This window comes from Kordiimonas sp., from assembly GCF_048264555.1.
In the GTDB taxonomy this organism is placed as follows: Bacteria; Pseudomonadota; Alphaproteobacteria; order Sphingomonadales; family Kordiimonadaceae; genus Kordiimonas.
The window spans coordinates 385,684-406,855 of the sequence record NZ_JBLXCX010000002.1; the positions used below are offsets into that span (position 1 = coordinate 385,684).

The following is a 21,172-nucleotide window of genomic DNA, read 5'->3' on the forward strand; positions in this document are numbered from 1 at the left end:
GGAAGGAATAGTATGCCGCTTAGCAGCATGACCGGTTTCGCGCGCAGGGCAGGGGAAGGCTCTGGCTTTCGCTGGAACTGGGAGATCAAAAGCGTCAACAACAAGGGCCTAGAGGTGCGGTGTAAATTACCGACCTTTTTGGACGGCTTTGATTTGCAGATTAAACGCATGGTTGGCGGCGCACTGGCGCGCGGCTCAGTATTTATCAACCTGACCGTAACGCGGGACGGTGATGAAGCCGTGTTTGAAATCAATGAAGAACGCCTGAAGGCACTTATAGATGTGGCGGCGCAATATGGCGGGCATGGCGGCGTTGCGCAGGCGAGCATTGATGGCCTTCTGGCTATCAAAGGCGTGGCTGACCTCAGCGTCAGGGAAACCAGCGATGATGAACGTGAGGCGCTGGAACAGGTTCTGGCGAAAGACTTGCTAGAGCTTCTAAAGGCGCTTAAAGCCACGCGCGAAGATGAGGGCGGAAGAATGGGCGAGGTGCTGGGCGCACAACTGGCCGAAATTCAATCGCTTTCAGAGAGGGCTCGAGCTACCGCTGGTGACAGGGTTGAAGCGATGCAAGCGCGCTTTCTCACGCAGCTTGCAAAGCTTCAAAACACCGATAAGCCTGTTTCGGAAGATCGTTTGGCGCAAGAAGTTGCCATGATGGCAGTAAAAGCGGACATTCAGGAGGAACTGGACAGGCTTGATAGCCATGTTGTGGAAGCCAAAAAACTCCTGAAAAGTGACAAACCAGTGGGGCGCCGGTTGGATTTCCTGTGTCAGGAGTTTAACCGGGAAGCGAATACTTTATGCTCTAAATCGGGCGATTCGTCATTGACGAACATCGGTCTAGACCTTAAGGCACTGATCGATCAATTCCGTGAACAAATTCAGAACATTGAATAATCTGCAGGCAGGCTAGATATATGACCGCTAAATCCGTTTATTCCCGCCGTGGGCTCATGCTCGTGATCTCCTCGCCTTCTGGTGCGGGTAAAACGACGCTTACGCGGCGTCTGCTGGCAGAGGATACAGAGATTGTGATGTCTGTCTCTGCCACAACGCGGGAGCCACGGCCAGGCGAAGAACACGGGAAAGATTATTTTTTTGTAAGCCACGAGCGTTTCAAAGAAATGATAGAGGGGGATGAACTTCTGGAACATGCTGTGGTGTTTGAGAATCGCTACGGTACGCCGAGAGGCCCTGTGATGGATGCGTTGGGGCGTGGGCAGGATGTTATTTTTGATATCGACTGGCAAGGTGCTCAGCAGCTCGATTCAAGCACGCGTGCGATTGACCTTGTGCGCATATTTATTCTTCCACCTTCTGTTCGTGCGCTCGAAGAACGCCTGAAGAAGCGTGGCCAAGATACTGAAGAAACAATTAGAAAGCGCATGGCAAAAGCCGAGGCTGAAATCAGTCACTGGGCAGAGTATGATTATGTGCTGATCAACGACGATTTGGATGCCACGTTCGAATCTCTCAAAAATATCATCCGGGCCGAACGCTTGCATCGCGAACGCCGCCCGGGTCTTTCAGAATTTGTCCGCAACCTCCAGGCCGAACGACAAATGCCTGAAAAGTAACGCTATGTCAGGCGTTTAGCATCTCGCGGTAGATGCGGGCGAGGCGGACAAAATCTTCCACACTTACATCTTCTGCGCGGCTGGTCTCCGGAATGTGTGCGTTGTTTAGAAGCTCAAGAGCATTGACCGGTAAGCTTTTGAGGCTCGCACGCATCATTTTGCGGCGTTGACCGAACGCTCGTTCGACTACGAGTTCCAGGTCCTTCAGTTGTACTGTCTCGTCCATCGGTTCAGAAGGCTCAAAATGAATAACAGCACTCGCGACCTTTGGTGGTGGTGTGAAGGCGGCAGCAGGGACATTCACGGCAATTCGCACATTCCCGCGCCATTGTGCCAACACAGATAGCCTGCCGTATGCCTTGGTGCCCGGTTTCGCGACAATACGCTCAGCAACTTCCCGTTGGAACATAAGCGTGAGAGACGCGAACCATGGTTTCCAATCCTCAAGCGTAAGCCATTTGATGAGCAGCATTGTGCCAACATTATAAGGAAGGTTGGAAGCGATGCGGAGTGTTTCACCCGGCTGCGGATTAAGGAGTTGGGACTCCTCCACATCAAGAGCATCCCCCTGATGTACGGTAAGCCGACCATCAAACGCTTGGGATACTTGCTCAAGGGCGGGCAGGCAGCGGCTGTCCATCTCGACCGCGACAACGCGTTTTGCACCTTCTTCCAGAAGGCCTCGAGTGAGCCCTCCCGGACCGGGGCCAACCTCATAGACCACACTATCGCTGAGATCTCCCGCTACACGTGCTATTTTCCTCGTCAGGTTCAGGTCCAACAGGAAGTTTTGACCGAACGACTTTTTAGCGCGTAGGTCAAATTCCCGAATGACCTCACGAAGGGGCGGTAGAGGTGCGGCCATTATTCGTTTTCCTTCCGGCTCGCGGCGTTACGAGCCATCTGGTCTGCCATACGGATTGCGGCCAGCATACTATCGGTGCGGGCTGTGTGGTGCCCCGCAAGGCTCAAGGCCGTGCCATGATCGGGTGATGTACGGATGAAAGGCAGGCCAAGCGTTGTATTAACACCGCCCCAGAAATCCAGCGTTTTGATCGGGATCAATGCCTGATCATGATACATGCAGAGGACAACATCATACTCCGCCCGTGCTTCCGCATGGAACAGGGTATCGGCGGGCAGCGGATCACTCACATTAATGCCTTCGTCGCGAAGCGCCCATACGGCTGGCATGATGTGCGTTGCTTCCTCAAGGCCAATGGTTCCCGATTCTCCGGCATGCGGGTTAAGGCCAGCGATAGCTATTCTCGGTTGTGCGATGCCAAATCTGGCCCTGAGGTCATGAGCCGCAACGATGCCCGCGTGAATAATCTTATCTGCCGTCAAGGTTCGCGCTACGTCCTTGAGTGGGACGTGGATTGTTACTGGAATAACACGCAGTTCATCTGTCGCCAGCATCATGACAGAACTTTCATCCGCCAGTCCGCATCTGCGGGCGAGATACTCTGTATGCCCTGGCGCGGTGAACCCTGCTTTATAAAGCGCCGCTTTATGGATGGGGGCGGTCACAATACCGCTGATAGAGCCACTTAGGGCAAGTTCGCATGCCTTATCAAGACTGGCGATGACAGCAGCACCATTGTCTTGTTGCGGTGTACCCAGTTCGAGCCTTGCAACAAGGGGGATTTCAAGTACGGGAAGGGTATCTGGTGCCAAATTTTCAAAGTTGTCGGAGACGTGGGAGACGGGAATATCAGCGTCAATGGCGTGAATGGCTTCCGCCGCACCGATATAGATAAACGGGGGGAGGCCAAGCTTTTCCCTGTCACGCCAAAGGCGGACAATCAGCTCTGGTCCAACACCCGAAGGTTCCCCCATGGTAATACCAAGCGGAGCAGAGCGTTGTGGGTTTAACAGTGCCCCGGTCATGGGCCTCCGGTCAATTTCTAGCGGTAATCGACGATAGCATCACGACGCAGGTCGCGCAGATAACGGCGGCCCATCATTGAAAGACGCTGCTGTTCCATCTGGTTATAGACAGCGTCAAAATCGGGTTCCTGCACGGTTGCTTCTTCGCGTGCGCACACAAACAGGACGCGCAGTCCGTCCTCCATGGTCAATAGTTCGCTTGCCTTCCCGATTTCAGCGCCTTCGACAGCGGTGCGAATTTGAGGCTGCAGGTCGCGATAGCGCAACACGCCAATCTCGGCACGACCGTCAGCACCGGAATCTTCCACATACTGCGCAACCTGTGCACAGGAGGTTTCCTGTGATGACAATGTTTCTGCTACCGACCGGAAATTTGCCACAGCCTCTGCATCTGCCATTTTTTCTGGCGTCAAATGAACCTGACGCAACGAAATCTGTGTATCCAGTGGATCAGCCGTCAAGATGCGGCGGCGATCACGCTGGGCTAGAATTACGTAGCCGCCAGCGGTACGAAGCGGGTCAGCGACATCACCAACAGCAACGCCTTCAATCGCTTTTGCGTAGTCGGGGTCCAGATCTTCTGCGGTAATCCAGCCGAGGTCGCCACCAACCGCGGCGGTTGAAGAAGCTGAAAGTTGTTGCGCGAGGTCAGGGAAAGAAGCGCCGCTGCGAATACGGGTAACGAGGTCATCAGCGTTCGCTTTTACACTTGCTTCCTGTTCCGGGCTATCCACCAGAAGAACGATCTCCGCAAGGCGATACTCAAACTTGCCTTTGTTGTCATAGATGCGCTGAATATAGGCTTCAACTTCTTCGTCTGAAACGCTCACGAACGAACCCAAACGCCCCTGAACCAGTTGAGACCACGCGATCTCTGCTTCCATCTGGTCCATCATGGTTTGCTTGCTGGATCCAATGCTGGCGAGGGCTGTCGCAAATTGCTCAGGTGTTTGGCCAAGGCCCTGTGCACGCCGCGCAAAGAATTCCTCGAGCTGTGCTTCTTCAATGGTCAGGTCAACCGTTGCGGCCTCTTGAAGTTGCAGTTTTTCGTCGACCATCGAGCGGATCACTTGTTCCCGAACTTTCAGGAACTCTTGTTCACTTTCCACGCCACCTGCAACGGCGATCACAAGACGTAGACGCTGGTTGATATCAAAGCTTGAGAGCGGCTCATCATTAACAAGAACTTCAATGCTGTTAATAGCCTGCTGACTTTGTGCTGCGCCAGCCAAGAGGGCAGCAAAGCTTATTCCCATGAGGCTGTGTTTCACAATTTGTTTTGTCTTTTCGATCACTCTCGCCATGCCCAAACTTTACATTTCAAATAATTTACAGCGGGTTTTAGCCACTCAGTATGGTTAGCCTTTTAGACGCTTTCGAGGCAATGCACTAGCCCAAATTCTTCAATTTAAGCCGGAACATAATTGAAGTGCCGGGTTCGACGTCGCGGTCCTGTGTGAAGGTCTCACGCCAACGCAGGCCGAGCTCAATGCATTCATTGGTGTAGGAGAGGCCGATGTCATACTTCACGCCGCCACTGTCTTCCTGCATATACTGGGTGGTTCCGGTTCCGGTATCAAGTGTTGCGACCCGTGCACCTGTCAGCCGATGTATAAGACCACCATCAATACGCCAGTTCTCATTGATGTTATAATAAGCGCCAGTGCGAAGCTCTTCGCGGTCCTCGCGCGTGATAATTGTCATGTCTCGGTCAAGCTTGAGATAGCCCGCGTACATGCCAACTTTGGTGCCGTTCAGGCTCAGGGATATCTCGTTTCGCCTTACGGCAAAGCTCTGTTCGTCAACCCGGTAACGATGCTCAAAGTTTAACCAGTCTTTGTAACGAACGCGCGTTCGCCCAACGATGTTTGAGAGATCACCCTCCAGGCCCGCGCCGTCGGCAAAAACCTGTGCGGTACCACTGATGCGCCAGGACTGACCAAGCATGACATCCGCGCCCCAGTCATTGCCATCATAGCGCCACTGCATCCCATAGGTTACACGGCTACCTTCTTCCCAGAGGTCGTAGCCAGATGCCCGGTCTGCGGAAAACAGGTTTAAGTCGTTGAGCTCAAAGGCCCGGCTGTCTTCGTTCACGATATTGTCTGGTGTGCCTCGTCGCGGAGATACAGTCACCTCAACAATGGGTTCAATTGTGTGGCTGCCGCTGTCCGTAAATTTGACCAGCGGCCAGGTAACGGTAGCGGTTGCACGCACAAGGTTGCGCCATTCACTGCCACTATTGCCGCCGAAGGTGCCAGCGAATGATGGGTCGTCCGGCCGGTCAATATCGCTGAGCTTATAAGCCTCTGATCGTGCGTATCCCTCAAGATCCACCACAAAACCTTTAGGGGTGATCCAGCGCCGCTGCCAGCTTGCTGACAATGACACCCGCTGAGTATCAAGACCTTCACTTCTATGAAGGGCAAGCGCGTTGCCCTTGAGGCTGATGGTTCCCCCAAGCGGTGAGAAAGAAGGAATATACTCTGCGTCAAGGAGCGGTAGCGCATGGCCCGTTAAGCCCGCTTCGTCCTCCACCCGCAAGCCCTGGAAGCCCACAGTACGCACTGATAGGTACGAGCGGTCGTAAAAACCCTCAAGCTTATACTCGCTCACAAGCGTATCGGCATCCGAGAGATCATACCGCCGAAGATAGGTATCATCAGACGCCCAATTTAGCTGGTAGGTGGACCGCCAGCGCTTGGAGTGGTTAAATTGCCCGTCGGAGCTGAGATGACCACGGAACTCTTTGCTACCGGTGAGTACACCATTATCATCGCGCCCATCGGTATAGGTGATGCTGCCGTCAGCCTGATACTGCCCAAAGCCTAGATGCTGGCGATACTCGCCCGCCAAAACCAAACCTTCCTTTGTTGTGAAGATGGGCCTGATTGTTGCGTCAATGCTATCGTTGAAAACGTGGTAGTAAGGAATACCAACCACGAAGCCTAGGTTTTTGCTGGTTTGAATATCAAGCGGCAACAGTCCGCTCGCCCGGTCTACTGTGGGGTCGGGATGGGAGAAATAGGGTGTCCAGAGGACTGGAACACCAAAGACCTCAAGAGTTGCGTCATCATAGTACAGGCGCCGTTTTTCACGGTCGTGCGTCACCTTCACGGCCTTAATCTGCCATAGTGGCGCTTTTCCGCTATCGTCAGCACACACCTTACAAGGGCTATATACCGCTTTGTTGAGCGTCATGGTGCCAGCGTCGCTATCGCGGCTGGCTTCCGCCGCCGCAACTTGCGCGCCGTCTTTCATGAGAAGGCGAACATCTTCAACAAATGCGTTTTTAAGAGCGTCTTCGAGAACGACTTTGGGGGCAAAGATGCGTTCGCCCGTAGGGGTGGTGAGTTCAACCGCACCGTAGGCTTCCGCGCGCCCTGTACGTTCGTTGTACACCACCTCACCGGCCTCTAGGATAAACCCATCACGTTCCAGATATACCCGGCCAATAGCACGTACTTCGCCGGTCTCTGCATTGTAGATGAGGTTGTCTGCGGAAAGCTCAACACTTTCTGTCTCTGTGGCAGTTGTGCGCTGTGCGAGTGCAGGTGTCGCCCACAAGCCGGTTGAGGCCAGCAATCCTGCGAGAATAAGCGATCGACGGGACGAGACTGATGTTTTGTGCACTGACGCGGTTCCACCCTACAATTTGTGCCTTGATAGCGGCTGCGTCCACGCGGTGCAACGATGTTCATGGCCCAAGCGCACGCTTGAGAGCTTTCTTTATTAAAAATGTGGCGATTTCACGGGCACCACTTGCGTCTCCTCGCCAGAAAAGGCATTAGTTTGTGGAGATCGGTCTGACGCTTTCTTGGCGCGCCTGAAATAACCAAAATCAGATATAGAGGGAATCCCATGCAAATCTCTTTTGCTGCACTTGAACTGCCCACATCCGGGGCTATCGCATTTCTGGTGGAAAAAGATAAACCACTTGCTGGTTTGGCGGCTGAAGCCGATAGCAAAACGAGCGGGGCGCTCTCTAAGGCGATCGCAACCTCACGGTTCAGTGGTGGTGCGGGGCAAACACTCGATGTGGTAGCGCCGTCTGGCCTTGATGCTGACCGTGTTTTGTTTGTTGGTGTAGGAGAAGCTGGCAAACTCACTCAGCAAGAGTGGCTCGAGACTGGCGCGGCTGTTTGTGCAAGCCTTCTAGGTTCTGGCAGCGCAGAAGCAACTATTGTGGCAGATGCTAGCGGCGCAGATGCCTTGGCGCTCGCGGAAGGCGCGTTATTGCGGTCGTACCGCTTTGATAAATACCGGACAAAAGAGCCCGAGAGCAAAAAACCAACTCTGAAGGTAGTTAAAATTGCGGGAGCAGCCTCAGATGCTGCTAGCGCTTTCGCCTCACGTAAAGCAGTTATCGACGGTGTGTTTTTCACTCGTGACCTTGTGTCTGAACCAGCGAACATACTGTACCCTGCAAGTTTTGCTGAGCGCATCAGAGAGCTGACAGACTTAGGCGTTGAAGTTGAAGTGCTGGGCGAAGCAGAAATGACCAAACTGGGCATGGGCGCACTTCTTGGTGTTGGCCAAGGGTCCGAGCGTGAAAGCCAGCTTGCCATCATGGTGTGGAACGGCGGCGCAGAAGGCGAAGCACCAATCAGCTTCGTGGGTAAGGGGGTGACATTCGATACCGGTGGTATTTCGCTCAAACCTGGCGAAGGCATGGAGCAGATGAAATGGGACATGGGCGGTGCAGGCACGGTTGTTGGCCTGATGAAGGCTCTAGCAGGCAGGAAGGCGAAGGTTAACGTTGTGGCCATCGTAGGGCTTGTGGAAAACATGCCTTCCGGCAATGCACAGCGCCCGGGGGATGTGGTTACCTCCATGTCTGGCCAAACCATTGAGATACTGAATACTGACGCAGAAGGCCGGCTCGTGTTGGCTGACGCGCTATGGTACTGTCAGGACCGCTTCAAGCCGAAGTTTATGGTTGACCTCGCAACACTAACCGGTGCGATCATCATTACGCTTGGCCATGAGCATGCAGGCATCTTTACGGATGATGATACATTGGCAAAACAGCTGGAAGCAGCGGGGGGTACGACCGGTGACAAGGTGTGGCGTCTGCCGCTTCACAAAAACTATGATAAGCTGATTGATTGCCCGATCGCAGATATGAAAAATATCGGTGGCCGCGCGGCTGGTTCGATCACGGCTGCTCAGTTCCTCCGCCGGTTTACCAATGATGTTCCGTGGTGTCACATTGATATTGCGGGCACTGTTTGGTCAGAGAAGGACCTGCCGCTTTCTGAAAAAGGCGGTACAGGCTATGGTGTGCGCCTGCTCGACCGCTTCGTGGCGGATAACTACGAGGGCTGATGCCTGTGGCCGATATTCGCTTCTATCACTTGCAGCGACAAACGCTTGAGGAAGCTCTTCCCAAGCTGATGGAGCGCGTGGTTGACGCTGGCCTATGCGCCCACATCAAGGTGCCGGACCGCGGCATGATGGAAACACTCAATAAAGTCTTGTGGGATTACGATCCCGCAAGCTTTCTGCCTCATGACATGGAAGGCTGTGAACACCCGGAGGAGCAGATGATTTATCTGTCTACAGGTGATGAAAAGCTGAATGGAGCCTCCGTGCTTGTGCTCGTGGATGCGGTAGCCAGTCCCAATGTGGCCGACTATGATCGCTGCCTCTATATGTTTGATGGTCGAAATGAGGATATTGTCGCGGCAGCTCGTGAAGCCTGGAAGGGGTTCAAGGAACTGGGTGGGGAGATGTCCTACTGGCAACAGCGGGAAATGGGCGGTTGGGAGCAAAAAGCGTGAGTGAATGGATCGCTGAGCACGGCTCGCTGCCATATTTTATCTCTACCGATATTTCTCAGTTTGATATGCCCCGTATCCATGCCTGGCTCTTCAACAGCTATTGGGCGCGCGGTATCCCGCTCGATATCGTGAAGAGCAGTTTCGATCATGCTCTGTCCTTTGGGGTGTTTGACCAGGGTGGAGCGCAGGTTGGTTGTGCACGCATGATCCACTGACCGTGCCACCTTCGCTTATCTTGCGGATGTTTATCTCGATGAGAGCTGCCGAGGGAAAGGCATTGGGCGCTGGATGATGGATGTGATCATGGCCCATGAGGATTTGCAGGGCCTACGCAGGATAATGCTCGCGACCAGCGATATGCACCCGCTCTATAGACAGGTCGGTTTCACCGACTTGAATAAGCCGGAAATTATGATGGAAATTTCCGTTCCGGGTATCTATTCCCGCCATCAAGCTGACAAGGCTTTGCCATAATCACAAAATAACATGACCAGATGTTCGTTTTCAGTGCGACGTTACAGTTTTTTTACGATTCGCACCTAAGCTGAACATATAGGGGAGGACGTGTGCAACAGCCCAGGATTGAGGCGAGGCGTCCCATATGTATAGGTTTGTGAAGTGGAGTTTGAGTATTGTCGTTGGCGGGTATCTGCTGATCGCGGCGACGGCTTATTATTTTCAGGAACATCTGATGTTCCATTTCGCGCCGGTCCCCGAAAGTTATCAATATCATTTCAATTCAAGCACGGAAGAAGTGTGGCTAAGTGGACAAAGTAGCCATCTGCACGGGGTGTTGTTCAAGGCAAATGACGCAACGAAATCCCCTGAGCTTGTTATCTATTACAAAGGCAATGCGGGAAATGTTGGCAGCTCAGAGCGGCTGGCAAGCCTGTTCCTTGGTATGGGCTATGATGTTCTATCGATGGATTACAGGGGCTTTGGCAAAAGCCGGGGGGAGCTTTCAGAGCAGAGCCTCCTTAGCGATGCGGAACGCTGGTTTGACTGGGGCAGGGAACACTATGGGGCGCAGAACGTCCGCGTAGTGGGCTATTCCTTTGGGACGACGTTCGCGAGCCATGTGGCGGCCGTGAAGGCAGTCGGCAATGTAATCTTGTTCGCGCCGATGAAATCAATCGTTGATATGGCGACACGGCGCTACCCGTTTCTGCCTGAATTCTTGACCAATTATCCACTCCGGAGTGACGAGAAGCTCGCCCATGCGCCCGGGCATGTAGTGATATATCACGGCACAGCCGACGAGGTTGTTCCATTCGCCTCCGGTGAGGGATTGAAAGACTATCTTGGGGCTGATGATGCCTTTGTGCCCGTTGACGGTGCGAACCATTATACAGTCGCCACACAGCCGTCAGTACAGGCAGACATTAAAGGCCGTTGGGGCGTCAGGCGCGCGACGCTAACACAAACGTTGCCGCAAGGAGGGCTAGATCCTTCAAGAGAAAGTGCCCCGATGAACTGAGGTAGGGAAACCCACCCATGCCGCCGTGCCAGGTTGGGGCAAAACTTACCATGAAGCTCAGTGTGGTGATGAAGGTAACCGCGCAGAGGAATAGCCCGAGCGTAAACAAGCGGCGGTTCCACCAATATGCTGTGAGCAGAACAACCGTGATCAGCTCAATGACCCCAATGACGTTGGAAGCATCCTGTTTGGCAAAGTAGGCGGTTAGCCACCAGTTAAACACGGGGCTGGTTTTGAGAAGCGGTTCTACGCCGTCGGCTTCAGGCCCAGTGAACTTCATGCCACCAATCCAGCCGAGCACTACAATCAGCCCCAAAAGCATAATGGTCTCGCCATGCCGGTTTCCCAAACGCCACATCACAAGGCCAAGCAGGGTGAGGTATTTGATGATGCCTTGACCAGCGCCAATAGCCGGAAAGCCACCCAAGCTATCAATCCAGACGGGATTTGTGAGCATGAGGCTGAGTGCGCCAACGCTGTATAGGGCCGCGAACATATAAGCGAGGCGTTTTATATGGTCAGGAACGGAATGCAGGGCAATCAATAGCCCGGAGAGCGCCTGTAGCCCCCCGATGCCCCACATAATATACGTTTTGTAGGGCAAGAGGCCGCTCAGAAACAAATGACCTTTGATCCAGCGCTCAACGATGCCGCTTGATGCACCCGAGATATTCATCAGGCCAAACCATATCAAAAGCACTGCCAGCGAGAGCGTTACGAAAAAGTCTGTAAAACTGCGGTTCGGTCGCAGCCGGTCAATAACGGAAATCATGGCGGCCCTCGTTAGCATCTAACCCCTAAGTTACGCCTATAGGCCGGTATGTGGGGCGTTGCGTCAAGCCCTATGACGCATCGTTCACGGCGTCTTGAGCGTTTGTGTAGGCCTCTTCGGCGACCATCCAGGCATCTTCAGCTTCTGCAATCTGGGCTGCCAGTTCAGCGCCCATTTTGGAAAGCTTGGCAACTTTATCTTCCTGGCCGGGTTCATATAGTTTCGGGTCAGTCAAGCGTTTATCAACACGGTCTTTTTCAGCCATCAGTTTTTCAAGTGCTGCTTCGGCGCGTTCAGCTGCCCGGCGGTAGGGTGCGAGCTGGCGTCTCAGTTCAGCGGCATTCTGCCGTGCCGCTTTTTTCTGATTTTCCTGTTTTGGTCCGCGGCGTTCCGCACGTTCGCCAGATCGTTCCTTGAGAAGATGCTGTTTATAGTCTTCCAGGTCGCCATCAAAACGTTTCACATCGCCTTTCTCAACGATCCAAAGCCTGTCAACACAAGCCTCGACCAAATGCCTGTCGTGGCTGATCAATAGTACTGCGCCATCATATTCGTTGATGGCATGAATGAGTGCTTCGCGGCTATCGACGTCCAGATGGTTGGTGGGTTCGTCAAGAATGATGAGTTGCGGCGCTTCAAAGGTTGCAAGCGCAAACATCAAGCGCGCCTTCTCGCCACCCGACAGGGACTCAACGGGCCTGTCAGCTTTATCCGCGCCAAAGCCAAAGGAGCCCAGGCGCGCCCGAACTTTTGCTTCGATTGCGTCGGGCATCATCTTCTGGAGATGATCAAATGGCGATGCTTTGGCAACCAACTCGTCCAGTTGGTGTTGCGCGAAATAGCCTACCTTTAAAACGCGCGACTTGCGCATCTTGCCTTCCATGGGCTTCAGCTTATCAGCCACCAGTTTTGCAAAGGTAGACTTGCCGTTACCGTTGGCGCCAAGAAGGGCGATGCGGTCGTCCATATCCACCCGAAGGTCGAGCTTCTTGAGGATGGGGTTTCCCTCTTCATAACCAACACTTGCTTCTTCAAGTGCAATAAGCGGGGAGGACAGTGGGTCTGGCTTCGGGAAGCGGAACGGCACCGTATGGGCCTCAACCATTGTTGCGATTGGCTTCATGCGCTCCAAGGCCTTGAGACGGCTCTGGGCCTGCTTGGCCTTGCTTGCTTTGGCCTTGAAACGGTCAACAAATGACTGGATGTGCCTGCGCTCGGCTTCCTGTTTTGTTTTGAGCGCCATCTGGCGTTCCATCAACTCGTGCCGAAGTTGCTCAAATCGATCATACCCACCGGTGTAGAGATTAAGCTTTGCCTGCTCAAGGTGCACGATATGGGTAACAGCCTTATTTAGAAGATCCCTGTCGTGGCTGACGATCAGCACGGTGTAAGGGTATGAACGCAAGAAATTCTCGAGCCACATCACTCCTTCAAGGTCGAGATAGTTTGTTGGCTCGTCCAACAGTAGCAGGTCGGGTTCATTAAACAGCACACAAGCAAGTGCAACGCGCATGCGCCAACCGCCGGAATAGCTGGCACATGGCCGCGCCTGCGCAGCTTCATCAAAACCAAGACCCGCTAGAATAATGGCTGCACGCGCTTCTGCGGTGTGGGCGCCAATATCGGCCAGGCGTGTGTGAATTTCTGCAACGCGAAGTGGGTCGGTCGCCGTTTCAGCCTCGGCTTCAAGGGCTGTCATTTCCTTGTTGGAGCGCAGGACGGTCTCAAGCAAGCTTTGCGGGCCATCTGGCGCTTCCTGGCCTACGTGACCAACTCGCGCACGCGGCCTGATGGATATATCCCCGGATTCTGCTGCGAGTTCCCCCAGAATCATCTTCAGAAGGGTGGATTTACCGGCACCATTGCGCCCAACAAAACCAACTTTGTGGCCTGCCGGAATATGGACCGTCGCCGCATCAAAAAGCAGGCGGTCCCCAATTCTGAATGTTATGTCGTTGATATGCAGCATGGAGCGCGAGGTATCACATGCGGCATGGGCTGGCAATGACACAAAATGTGCAAACGCACGCAACACTTGGCTTTCCGCAAATTAGAAGCTATAAGGCGCGCGAATCTGTTTAACCCCATTTGTACAAGGGATAGTCACATGGCTGTGCAACGCACTTTTTCGATCATTAAACCAGATGCAACCAACCGTAACCTCACAGGCGCTATCAACGCGATCTTTGAGAAAAATGGTCTGCGCATTGTTGCTCAAAAACGTATCCAAATGACAGAAGCTCAAGCGAAGACTTTCTACGCTGTTCACGCTGAGCGTCCGTTTTTTGGTGAGCTGGTTGAGTTCATGACCTCTGCACCTGTTGTTGTTCAGGTTCTTGAAGGTGAAAACGCTGTTCTGAAGCACCGCGAAGTTATGGGCGCAACCAACCCGGCTGAAGCTGCCGAAGGCACCGTTCGTAAAGAGTTCGCGCTCTCAATCGGTGAAAACTCCGTTCACGGTTCAGACAGTGAAGAAAATGCTGCGATTGAAATCGCTCAGTTCTTCTCCGGCAACGAGATTGTTGGCTAATCCGCCACTCTCAATGCGGATGAATGAAGAAAGGCCGGGGCTATATGCTCCGGCCTTTTTGCTTGGCGTGAAATATTAGGGCAGGGGACAGATAAGCCCAACCTCAGGTAAGGGCACATCTTCCTTGATCACCACCTTGTGGCCAGATACCCGCGCTTTCCCTTCGGCAATCAGGCGAACCGCGGCGGGGTACATACGGTGCTCGTACGTCAGTGTCTTGGCAATCAGGCTGTCTTCGGTCTCGTCAGGCGCGATGGGAATGACGGCCTGCATGATGATAGGGCCGTTATCCATCTCGGGGCGCACGTAGTGAATAGTACAGCCTGCGAACTTGACACCGTCTTCAAGCGCACGGGCGTGGGTGTGCAAACCCTTATATGACGGCAGGAGAGAGGGGTGAATGTTGATCATCCGATCTTTCCAGCGCCCAACAAAGTCAGCGCCCAAAAGGCGCATAAAGCCTGCAAGGCAAACCAACTGCACTTTGTGGTCCGTCAGGCACTCATGCACAGCATCTTCAAAGGCGGCGCGCTCTTCATAGTCTTTGTGGTCTATGGTTACAGCTTTAAGCCCGGCGGTGCGAGCACGCTCCAGCCCTTTCGCGTCAGGCCGGTTGGAGATAACAACCTCAATTTTGGCCGGGTAGCCATGCTGCTCGCAGGCATCAATGAGCGCTTGCAGGTTGGTCCCGCTACCTGAAATCATCACCCCTAGGCGTAGTTTTCGCACAGTCCTAACCTTCCGCTGTGATCGCTGACCAGTCTTTATCTGCACCCCAGGTTCCGGCTCTGCCGGTTACCTGGCATTTGGGCGCGCCGGTGCCTTCTGTGATCTGGCCGATCACATATACGGTTTCGCCGTGTTGCTCGAAAACAGCCTTTGCGGCGGCAGCGTTTTCAGCAGCAACGACAACAACCATACCGATGCCGCAGTTGAAAGTGCGGGACATCTCTGCGGTTTCGATATTGCCTTCTTGCTGCAACCATTCAAAAACGCCCGGCAGGTCCCAGGTGGTGCTGTCAATTTCCGCCAGTGTGTTTTTAGGCATGACGCGCGGTACATTCTCCAGAAACCCGCCACCCGTGATATGGGAAAGCGCCTTGACATGACCTTCCTTGATGGCAGCAAGGCAGCTCTTCACATAGATTTTGGTTGGCGCCAGCAATGCCTGACCGAGTGTCACGCTATCATCAAATGGCGCCTTCTCTCCATACTTGAAGCCTTTGTCGCCAACAATGCGGCGGATCAGTGAATACCCATTTGAGTGTGTGCCGTTGGAGGCCAGGCCGAGAAGGACGTCACCCGCCTGTACCGTGGACCCATCGATCAGAGTGCCGCGTTCGGCGGCACCGACGGCGAAACCTGCGAGGTCATAGTCTTTATCTTGGTACATGCCGGGCATCTCGGCGGTTTCGCCACCAATAAGCGCGCAACCTGCTTGGCGACAGCCTTCCGCAATGCCAGCAACCACATCAGTCATCTGTGCAACATCGAGATGGCCAGTAGCCATATAGTCCAGGAACAGAAGCGGCTCCGCACCCTGTACCACCAGATCGTTTACGCACATGGCAACAAGGTCGATCCCTACAGTGTCATGGATCTCAGCGTCGATGGCGACCTTGAGTTTGGTACCAACCCCGTCGTTTGCGGCAACAAGTATGGGATCGCTAAAACCAGCGGCTCTCAGGTCGAACAAACCACCAAAACCGCCAAGGTCAGCATCTGCGCCAGACCTGCGCGTTGAAGCCGCCAACGGTTTGATGTTTTCAACAAGGGCTTCGCCTGCGTCGATATCAACGCCAGCCTGCTTATAGGTGTATGATTGAGTATTTTCTGCCACGATAGAGACCCGTCCTGCCGTAAATAAGGCAAAATTGCTTGCCAGCCTATCCGCTACTGGCAATTGGTTGCCCAATTGTTATAACCAGTTGCTATAAGGGGGCGTTATAGTGTCGCTGCGTCGGTTATGAAAGAGTTTATGCACAAGTATTTTAGAAATAGCACAGTTTTCCAGCTTGCTTTTGGCATTTTAGTGGGCTTGGCGCTTCTGACTGGCGATTTCGCGCCGGTGTATGCGCAGGAGGACAGGACTGATCGCCTCTTTACCATCCGCGACATCAAGGTGGACGAGGTTGCAAGCCGCGCCAGCCAAGCACGCGAAACTGCTCTTGAGAGGGCCGAATTGCAGGCCTATCAAACGCTTATTCGTAAACTGGCACAGGAGGATGGCCGGCAGAAGTTGCCAGAGCTGACCCGGCCTGAAATCCAGTCACTTATTACTGCGATTGAGGTGGTTGAAGAGCAGTCCTCTTCGAGAAGGTATCTCGCAACGCTCAATGTGCGGTTTGAGCCAGGGCTCGTAAGCGAGCTTTTGGCGAAATATAGTGTCCCGCATGTGCTGAGTACCGGGCAAGGCATTCTGGTTATGCATGGGCACAAACGTGGCCTGACGGAACTTTTGTGGGAGCAGGACGAAACCATACGAGCGGCGCGAGAGCGTGTAGACTGGGTTAACCGAATCAGGGAATATGTTTTCCCCCGCGGTGAGATCAGCGAACGCGCGGCAATTACCTTTGCTGAAGTTCAGGCACTATCATCGAATGAAGCAAAACAAGTTGCACTTCGATACGGGGTGCGTGACGCGCTCCTGATCGCCAGTGAATGGACGACGAGTTGGGATGGCCCTGTTTTGAACTACCGTTACCGTTCAACGGATGGCAACATGCAAGGCGAAGGCATGGTTGACGATGCGGCAGATGAAGCAACCGCCCTAGCGGCGATGTATGAACGGGTTTTAGACACGATTGATAGCGCGTGGCGCAGTCAGCTTCTCGTTGATACTGGCGTAGGCGGCGAGATTGTCGCTTTGGTGCCAACGACGTCGCTAGATATACTGGCTGATATTCAGGCGCGGCTGAAAGATGTGTCATTGGTTCGAGATGCTAGAGCCATTGAAATCGGCTTACCGTTCAGTCGTATCGCCTTCAGCTATACCGGCAGGGAAGATCAACTGGTATTAGCGCTACGGTATGCAGGCCTTGATCTCAGTCAGTACGGAAGAGACCGATTGCTTGGGTTACGCGTCGAGGGTGAATAGGGGGACGTTATGAACAGATGGTATTGGCTCGGCGGCATTGGTGTTACTGCGCTGCTGTTCTATCTCACGCGCGGCATACTGTTACCTTTTTTAGCCGGGCTTGCGATCGCTTATTTTCTAGACCCGGTTGCAGATAAACTTGAGGCCCGAAGAGTGCCGAGAGGTCTGGCTGCCACGCTGGTCATATCACTATTTTTCCTTATTATTATCGCTATCTTGCTCGCGTTCTGGCCGGTGCTGCAATCCCAGATCATTGCGGCTTCTCACACGCTACCAAAAACGCTTGCTGGCCTGCGCCCTTGGCTAAATGAATTGTTGGTTACCTTCTCAGAACGCTTTGGCGCTGAGTTGTCGACCGATGTCGATGGTCTTATGGCAAGTTTCTCAGGCGAAATTCTGGGTAAGATACGTGATGCCGCGACAGGCGCGCTGAAAGGCGGCCTCGCGCTATTTAACCTGCTTTCATTGGCCTTAATCTCCCCCGTGGTTGCGTTCTATCTGCTTCGGGACTGGGACCGCATTGTCGATAAAATCGATAGCTGGTTGCCGCCTTCTAAAGCAACAACAGTCAGAACTCTTGCCACAAAAGTTGATACCGTGTTGGCTGGTTTTGTGCGAGGACAACTTCTGGTCAGCACCACAATGGGGGTTTTGTATGGCGTCGGCTGGGCTCTCACCGGGCTCGATTTCGCGATTGTGCTTGGTGTTCTGGCCGGTGTGCTGTCCTTCGTGCCCTTTGTCGGGGCGTTGTTCGCGGCGGGCGTAGCTGTGGCGATGGCTTTTGGCCAGTGGGGGTTTGACCCGCTCCAGATCGCGCTTGTAGGTGCGGTTTTTTTGGTCGTGCAGACGATTGAAGGTGCATTCCTGACGCCTCGTTTGATTGGGGAACGTGTTGGCCTGCACCCGGTCTGGGTATTGTTTGCGGTGTTCGCTGGTGGTGAGGTGATGGGGTTTGTTGGCGTGCTGATTGCTGTGCCCGCAGCTGCTGCCATCGCCGTACTCGTGCGGTTCTATATTGATCAGTATCTTGATCATTATGATCTGCAGCCGAAAAATGAACCAACTGAGCCGGGCGATACAGAGTTAGAAAAGAGTTAGATGACTGAAAACATCGTTCAGATACCACTTGATCTACCGCACAGGCCAAGTTTTGACCTCTCTGACTTTATTGTCTCAAGTTCAAATGAAACAGCATTCGGCGTACTTGAGGCATGGCCAGATTGGCCGCATCATGCAATTGCGCTGGTTGGCCCTAAATCAAGCGGAAAGACACATCTTGCAACGGCCTGGGCACACCGTGTGGGTGCGGTATCTATCAAGGCGGATATGAAAATAGATTCACTGCCAGCGGGTAAGGCGGTTCTGGTCGACGATGCTGATGGCTTGAGTAGAAACGATGAAAGTCTGTTCCATATTTATAACTGGACCAAGGAGCAGGGCACCAGCCTGCTCATTACAGGATGTACGGCACCGAACCGCTGGCAGGTGGAACTGCCTGATCTCCGGTCTCGTCTCGCGACCCTACCGGTGGCGGAGATTGAAGAGCCTGACGATCACCTACTTATGGTCTTGATGGTAAAACTGTTTTCTGACAGGCAGTTACAAGTTGATCTTTCAGTGATAGATTACATATTGCCGCGTATCGAACGCTCATTCGCGACAGCAAAAGCAGTGGTTGAAGAGCTTGATCGGCTTGCGCTGGCCGAGAAACGGAAAATAACCCGTATACTTGCCAAAACTTGCCTTGAGAGCGGTAGGTGGCAATAATTGTAACAAAGTGCGTGTATGGCAACGCATTCAACAGAATGCAGGAGTGACGCGATGGCCGACGGTGACCAAAAACAAGCGATTGAAAGTTCGGCTGAGGTGCCTCAGTCGGCGCTACCCAGCCGCGAGGATATCGTGGCTGCGCTTAAAGACGTTCCCAAGGCCGAGAAGTATCTGAACCGGGAACTTAGCTGGCTCCAGTTCAATATGCGGGTACTTGAGGAAGCTGAGAACCTGCGGCATCCGTTGCTGGAACGTCTGCGGTTCCTGTCCATCTCAGGTAACAACCTTGATGAGTTTTATATGGTTCGGGTTGCTGGCTTGCGCGGGCAAAGCGACCTGAAGCTCGAAGTCTTCTCGGACGACGGATTAACGCCGTTTCAGCAATTACAGCAAGTTAACGACGTTGCCGAGACCCTTATGGCAAAACAGCAGAAGGTTTGGGCGCAACTCAAGAAAGAAATGCGCAAGGCTGGCATCGCTGTATTGGACGAAGGAAGTCTGGAGGATACGGACCGGGAGTGGATTGAAAACTATTTCCTTGAGAGCGTCCTTCCTGTTCTGACGCCTATCGCCGTTGATCCAGCGCATCCGTTCCCATTTATCCCAAACCTTGGCTTGACCCTCGCGCTTTCAATGGTACGCAACACGGACGGCAAGGCCATGGTTGCCCTTTTGCCAGTGCCGCGCCACGTACAGCGTTTCATCCGTTTGCCAGGGCAAGGTGACGTTCGTTTCATACCGCTTGAGCGCATGTTAACCTTGTTTCTTGACCAGCTTTTCCCGGGGTACCGGTGCGAAGGCAGCGGTGTTTTCCGGGTCGTACGCGATAGCGATATTGAAATTGAGGAAGAGGCCGAGGACCTTGTGCGTGTGTTTGAGAGCGCGCTAAAACGCCGGCGCCGTGGCCGTGTTATCAGGCTGAAAATTGAAACGGTGATGCCTGAAAAACTTCGCAATCTCGTGATTTCACGCCTTGATGCCGACGCGGAAACAGTGGTTCTTGTAGATGGTATTGTGGGAATCGACGATACAAGCGAGTTGATCGTTGATGACCTGCCAGACCTGAAGTTTGTACCCTATAATCCGCGCTACCCTGAGCGTGTGCGCGATTCCGGTGGTGATATCTTTGGCGCTATCGCGGCCAAGGATTTTGTGGTGCATCACCCTTACGAATCGTTTGAAGTGGTACATCATTTTCTTCGGCAGGCTGCGCACGACCCGGATGTGGTGGCGATCAAACAAACCCTATATCGAGCTGGTTCCCAATCCCAGATTATCCGTGCACTTATTGAGGCTGCGGAGGCGGGAAAGTCTGTCACCGCTGTCGTTGAGCTGAAGGCTCGCTTTGACGAAGAACAGAATATCAAGTGGGCACGCGATCTTGAGCGTGCGGGCGTACATGTGGTGTTTGGGTTTATCGACCTGAAAACACATGCGAAAGTATCGATGGTGGTGAGGCGTGAAAGTGGAAAGCTCAGAAGTTACTGCCACTTCGGAACCGGGAACTACCACCCCGTTACAGCAAGAGTTTACACTGACCTTTCCTTCTTTACGGCAGATCCGGCGTTGGCGCGGGACGCCAACCGGATGTTCAACTATCTGACAGGTTATGTTGAGCCCGTGGGGTTGGAGAAGCTCATTCTGTCTCCGTTCGCGCTCAGGGATCAGCTTATGAGGCTGATCGACCGTGAGATTGAGATCGCACGCACAGGGGCACCGGGAGCAATATGGGTTAAACTTAATTCCCTTCTGGATGCCAAGATTATCGATAAGCTTTATGAAGCATCATGCAACGGTGTTCAGATTGACCTCGTGGTGCGTGGTATATGCACGCTGAGGCCCGGTATCCCGAACTTGAGCGAGAACATCCGCGTCCGCTCTATCGTGGGGCGTTTCCTAGAGCACGCCCGGATATGCTGTTTTGGCAATGGTCATGGTTTGCCATCCCGGCAAGCGAAAGTGTTTATATCTTCGGCAGACTGGATGCCGCGAAACTTTGACCGGCGAGTTGAAACGCTGGTGCCGATTGAGAACCCCACCGTTCATGATCAGATCATGGGGCAGGTGATGTCAGCAAACCTCAAGGACAATGCACAAAGCTGGTCGATGAACCCGGATGGGTCGTTCGATCGGATTGCGGTGAAAGAGGGTGGCAAAGAATTCATTGCGCACCATTATTTCATGACAAACAGTTCCCTTTCTGGCCGGGGTAAGGCATTAGGGGGCGACCGGAAAATCGAGCCGGTGATCGCGTATGATATCAAGGAATAATA

Annotated in this window: 20 protein-coding genes; 12 read left to right on the forward strand and 8 right to left on the reverse strand. The window is 53.5% G+C overall.

Features of this window, described 5'->3' with window-relative positions; translation table 11 throughout:
- Positions 1–12 precede the first annotated feature (12 nt).
- Together ACN0XZ_RS06880 and gmk are read left to right on the forward strand one after the other, a co-directional pair.
- Positions 13–900: a YicC/YloC family endoribonuclease gene (locus tag ACN0XZ_RS06880; RefSeq protein ID WP_417456996.1), complete on the forward strand. Its 888-nt coding sequence runs from the start codon at positions 13–15 to the stop codon at positions 898–900.
- A gap of 20 nt (positions 901–920) precedes the next feature.
- Positions 921–1,580 carry a guanylate kinase gene (gene gmk, locus ACN0XZ_RS06885; protein ID WP_417456997.1) on the forward strand — a complete coding sequence of 220 codons (660 nt, stop codon included), beginning with the start codon at positions 921–923 and terminating at the stop codon, positions 1,578–1,580.
- A 7-nt stretch (positions 1,581–1,587) separates the two neighbouring features.
- On the opposite strand, the gene rsmA is transcribed toward gmk, so the two are convergent.
- The 4 genes from rsmA to ACN0XZ_RS06905 all read right to left on the reverse strand — a co-directional run bounded on the left by rsmA (position 1,588) and on the right by ACN0XZ_RS06905 (position 7,103).
- Positions 1,588–2,445: a 16S rRNA (adenine(1518)-N(6)/adenine(1519)-N(6))-dimethyltransferase RsmA gene (gene rsmA, locus ACN0XZ_RS06890; protein WP_417456998.1), complete on the reverse strand. Its 858-nt coding sequence runs from the start codon at positions 2,443–2,445 to the stop codon at positions 1,588–1,590.
- Positions 2,445–3,470, reverse strand: coding sequence for a 4-hydroxythreonine-4-phosphate dehydrogenase PdxA (pdxA, locus tag ACN0XZ_RS06895; RefSeq protein WP_417457000.1), 1,026 nt, complete (start codon positions 3,468–3,470; stop codon positions 2,445–2,447). Before pdxA ends, rsmA begins: the two co-directional genes overlap by 1 nt.
- A 17-nt stretch (positions 3,471–3,487) precedes the next feature.
- A complete protein-coding gene (locus ACN0XZ_RS06900; protein WP_417457001.1) occupies positions 3,488–4,765 on the reverse strand; it encodes a peptidylprolyl isomerase in 1,278 nt (425 codons plus the stop codon).
- Between the two features lie 94 nt (positions 4,766–4,859).
- Complete coding sequence (locus tag ACN0XZ_RS06905; protein WP_417457002.1) at positions 4,860–7,103, reverse strand: LPS-assembly protein LptD; 2,244 nt, start codon at positions 7,101–7,103, stop codon at positions 4,860–4,862.
- Between the two features lie 228 nt (positions 7,104–7,331).
- Between ACN0XZ_RS06905 and ACN0XZ_RS06910 the strand changes: the two genes are divergently transcribed.
- The 5 genes from ACN0XZ_RS06910 to ACN0XZ_RS06930 all read left to right on the forward strand — a co-directional run bounded on the left by ACN0XZ_RS06910 (position 7,332) and on the right by ACN0XZ_RS06930 (position 10,730).
- Positions 7,332–8,798: a leucyl aminopeptidase gene (locus ACN0XZ_RS06910; protein ID WP_417457003.1), complete on the forward strand. Its 1,467-nt coding sequence runs from the start codon at positions 7,332–7,334 to the stop codon at positions 8,796–8,798.
- The gene (locus ACN0XZ_RS06915) at positions 8,798–9,253 is read left to right on the forward strand and encodes a DNA polymerase III subunit chi (RefSeq protein ID WP_417457004.1); all 456 of its coding nucleotides are present in this window, start codon (positions 8,798–8,800) and stop codon (positions 9,251–9,253) included. The genes ACN0XZ_RS06910 and ACN0XZ_RS06915 overlap by 1 nt, the downstream gene beginning before the upstream one ends.
- Positions 9,250–9,468 carry a hypothetical protein gene (locus tag ACN0XZ_RS06920; RefSeq protein ID WP_417457005.1) on the forward strand — a complete coding sequence of 73 codons (219 nt, stop codon included), beginning with the start codon at positions 9,250–9,252 and terminating at the stop codon, positions 9,466–9,468. Before ACN0XZ_RS06915 ends, ACN0XZ_RS06920 begins: the two co-directional genes overlap by 4 nt.
- A gap of 61 nt (positions 9,469–9,529) precedes the next feature.
- Positions 9,530–9,727: a hypothetical protein gene (locus ACN0XZ_RS06925; protein ID WP_417457572.1), complete on the forward strand. Its 198-nt coding sequence runs from the start codon at positions 9,530–9,532 to the stop codon at positions 9,725–9,727.
- A gap of 151 nt (positions 9,728–9,878) precedes the next feature.
- The gene (locus tag ACN0XZ_RS06930) at positions 9,879–10,730 is read left to right on the forward strand and encodes an alpha/beta hydrolase (protein ID WP_417457006.1); all 852 of its coding nucleotides are present in this window, start codon (positions 9,879–9,881) and stop codon (positions 10,728–10,730) included.
- Here the strand turns inward: ACN0XZ_RS06930 and ACN0XZ_RS06935 are convergent.
- Both ACN0XZ_RS06935 and ACN0XZ_RS06940 read right to left on the reverse strand, forming a co-directional pair.
- On the reverse strand, positions 10,654–11,502 hold the full coding sequence (locus ACN0XZ_RS06935; RefSeq protein WP_417457007.1) for a DUF417 family protein: 849 nt from the start codon (positions 11,500–11,502) through the stop codon (positions 10,654–10,656). The two genes, ACN0XZ_RS06930 and ACN0XZ_RS06935, sit on opposite strands and share 77 nt — an antisense overlap.
- Before the next feature lie 70 nt (positions 11,503–11,572).
- The gene (locus ACN0XZ_RS06940; RefSeq protein ID WP_417457573.1) at positions 11,573–13,471 is read right to left on the reverse strand and encodes an ABC-F family ATP-binding cassette domain-containing protein; all 1,899 of its coding nucleotides are present in this window, start codon (positions 13,469–13,471) and stop codon (positions 11,573–11,575) included.
- Between the two features lie 138 nt (positions 13,472–13,609).
- Here ACN0XZ_RS06940 and ndk point away from each other — a divergent pair, with 138 nt between their 5' ends.
- On the forward strand, positions 13,610–14,032 hold the full coding sequence (gene ndk / locus ACN0XZ_RS06945) for a nucleoside-diphosphate kinase (protein ID WP_417457008.1): 423 nt from the start codon (positions 13,610–13,612) through the stop codon (positions 14,030–14,032).
- Positions 14,033–14,107: 75 nt separating this feature from the next.
- On the opposite strand, the gene purN is transcribed toward ndk, so the two are convergent.
- Entirely contained in the window at positions 14,108–14,761 is a 654-nt protein-coding gene (gene purN, locus ACN0XZ_RS06950; RefSeq protein WP_417457009.1) for a phosphoribosylglycinamide formyltransferase, read from the reverse strand.
- A 4-nt stretch (positions 14,762–14,765) separates the two neighbouring features.
- On the reverse strand, positions 14,766–15,872 hold the full coding sequence (purM, locus tag ACN0XZ_RS06955) for a phosphoribosylformylglycinamidine cyclo-ligase (protein ID WP_417457010.1): 1,107 nt from the start codon (positions 15,870–15,872) through the stop codon (positions 14,766–14,768).
- Positions 15,873–16,010: 138 nt separating this feature from the next.
- Here purM and ACN0XZ_RS06960 point away from each other — a divergent pair, with 138 nt between their 5' ends.
- Genes ACN0XZ_RS06960 through ACN0XZ_RS06975 form a run of 4 tightly spaced genes read left to right on the forward strand, consistent with a single transcriptional unit; the run spans position 16,011 to position 21,170 of the window.
- Complete coding sequence (locus tag ACN0XZ_RS06960; RefSeq protein ID WP_417457011.1) at positions 16,011–17,129, forward strand: DUF2066 domain-containing protein; 1,119 nt, start codon at positions 16,011–16,013, stop codon at positions 17,127–17,129.
- Between the two features lie 9 nt (positions 17,130–17,138).
- Positions 17,139–18,227 carry an AI-2E family transporter gene (locus ACN0XZ_RS06965; protein WP_417457012.1) on the forward strand — a complete coding sequence of 363 codons (1,089 nt, stop codon included), beginning with the start codon at positions 17,139–17,141 and terminating at the stop codon, positions 18,225–18,227.
- Positions 18,228–18,896, forward strand: coding sequence for an HdaA/DnaA family protein (locus ACN0XZ_RS06970; RefSeq protein ID WP_417457013.1), 669 nt, complete (start codon positions 18,228–18,230; stop codon positions 18,894–18,896).
- Between the two features lie 54 nt (positions 18,897–18,950).
- Positions 18,951–21,170 (forward strand): RNA degradosome polyphosphate kinase, encoded by a 2,220-nt coding sequence (locus tag ACN0XZ_RS06975; RefSeq protein ID WP_417457014.1) that lies wholly within the window; start codon positions 18,951–18,953, stop codon positions 21,168–21,170.
- The last annotated feature ends 2 nt before the right edge of the window (positions 21,171–21,172 follow it).

What these genes read in the sequence shown, in the direction of transcription:
- ACN0XZ_RS06965 (WP_417457012.1), top strand. Translation starts at nt 17,139, where the DNA reads ATGAACAGATGGTATTGGCTCGGCGGCATTGGTGTTACTGCGCTGCTG.
- rsmA (WP_417456998.1), bottom strand. Translation starts at nt 2,445, where the DNA reads ATGGCCGCACCTCTACCGCCCCTTCGTGAGGTCATTCGGGAATTTGAC.
- ndk (WP_417457008.1), top strand. Translation starts at nt 13,610, where the DNA reads ATGGCTGTGCAACGCACTTTTTCGATCATTAAACCAGATGCAACCAAC.
- ACN0XZ_RS06880 (WP_417456996.1), top strand. Translation starts at nt 13, where the DNA reads ATGCCGCTTAGCAGCATGACCGGTTTCGCGCGCAGGGCAGGGGAAGGC.
- ACN0XZ_RS06940 (WP_417457573.1), bottom strand. Translation starts at nt 13,471, where the DNA reads ATGCTGCATATCAACGACATAACATTCAGAATTGGGGACCGCCTGCTT.
- ACN0XZ_RS06970 (WP_417457013.1), top strand. Translation starts at nt 18,228, where the DNA reads ATGACTGAAAACATCGTTCAGATACCACTTGATCTACCGCACAGGCCA.
- ACN0XZ_RS06910 (WP_417457003.1), top strand. Translation starts at nt 7,332, where the DNA reads ATGCAAATCTCTTTTGCTGCACTTGAACTGCCCACATCCGGGGCTATC.
- ACN0XZ_RS06975 (WP_417457014.1), top strand. Translation starts at nt 18,951, where the DNA reads ATGGCCGACGGTGACCAAAAACAAGCGATTGAAAGTTCGGCTGAGGTG.
- gmk (WP_417456997.1), top strand. Translation starts at nt 921, where the DNA reads ATGACCGCTAAATCCGTTTATTCCCGCCGTGGGCTCATGCTCGTGATC.
- ACN0XZ_RS06915 (WP_417457004.1), top strand. Translation starts at nt 8,798, where the DNA reads ATGCCTGTGGCCGATATTCGCTTCTATCACTTGCAGCGACAAACGCTT.
- ACN0XZ_RS06960 (WP_417457011.1), top strand. Translation starts at nt 16,011, where the DNA reads ATGCACAAGTATTTTAGAAATAGCACAGTTTTCCAGCTTGCTTTTGGC.
- pdxA (WP_417457000.1), bottom strand. Translation starts at nt 3,470, where the DNA reads ATGACCGGGGCACTGTTAAACCCACAACGCTCTGCTCCGCTTGGTATT.
- ACN0XZ_RS06935 (WP_417457007.1), bottom strand. Translation starts at nt 11,502, where the DNA reads ATGATTTCCGTTATTGACCGGCTGCGACCGAACCGCAGTTTTACAGAC.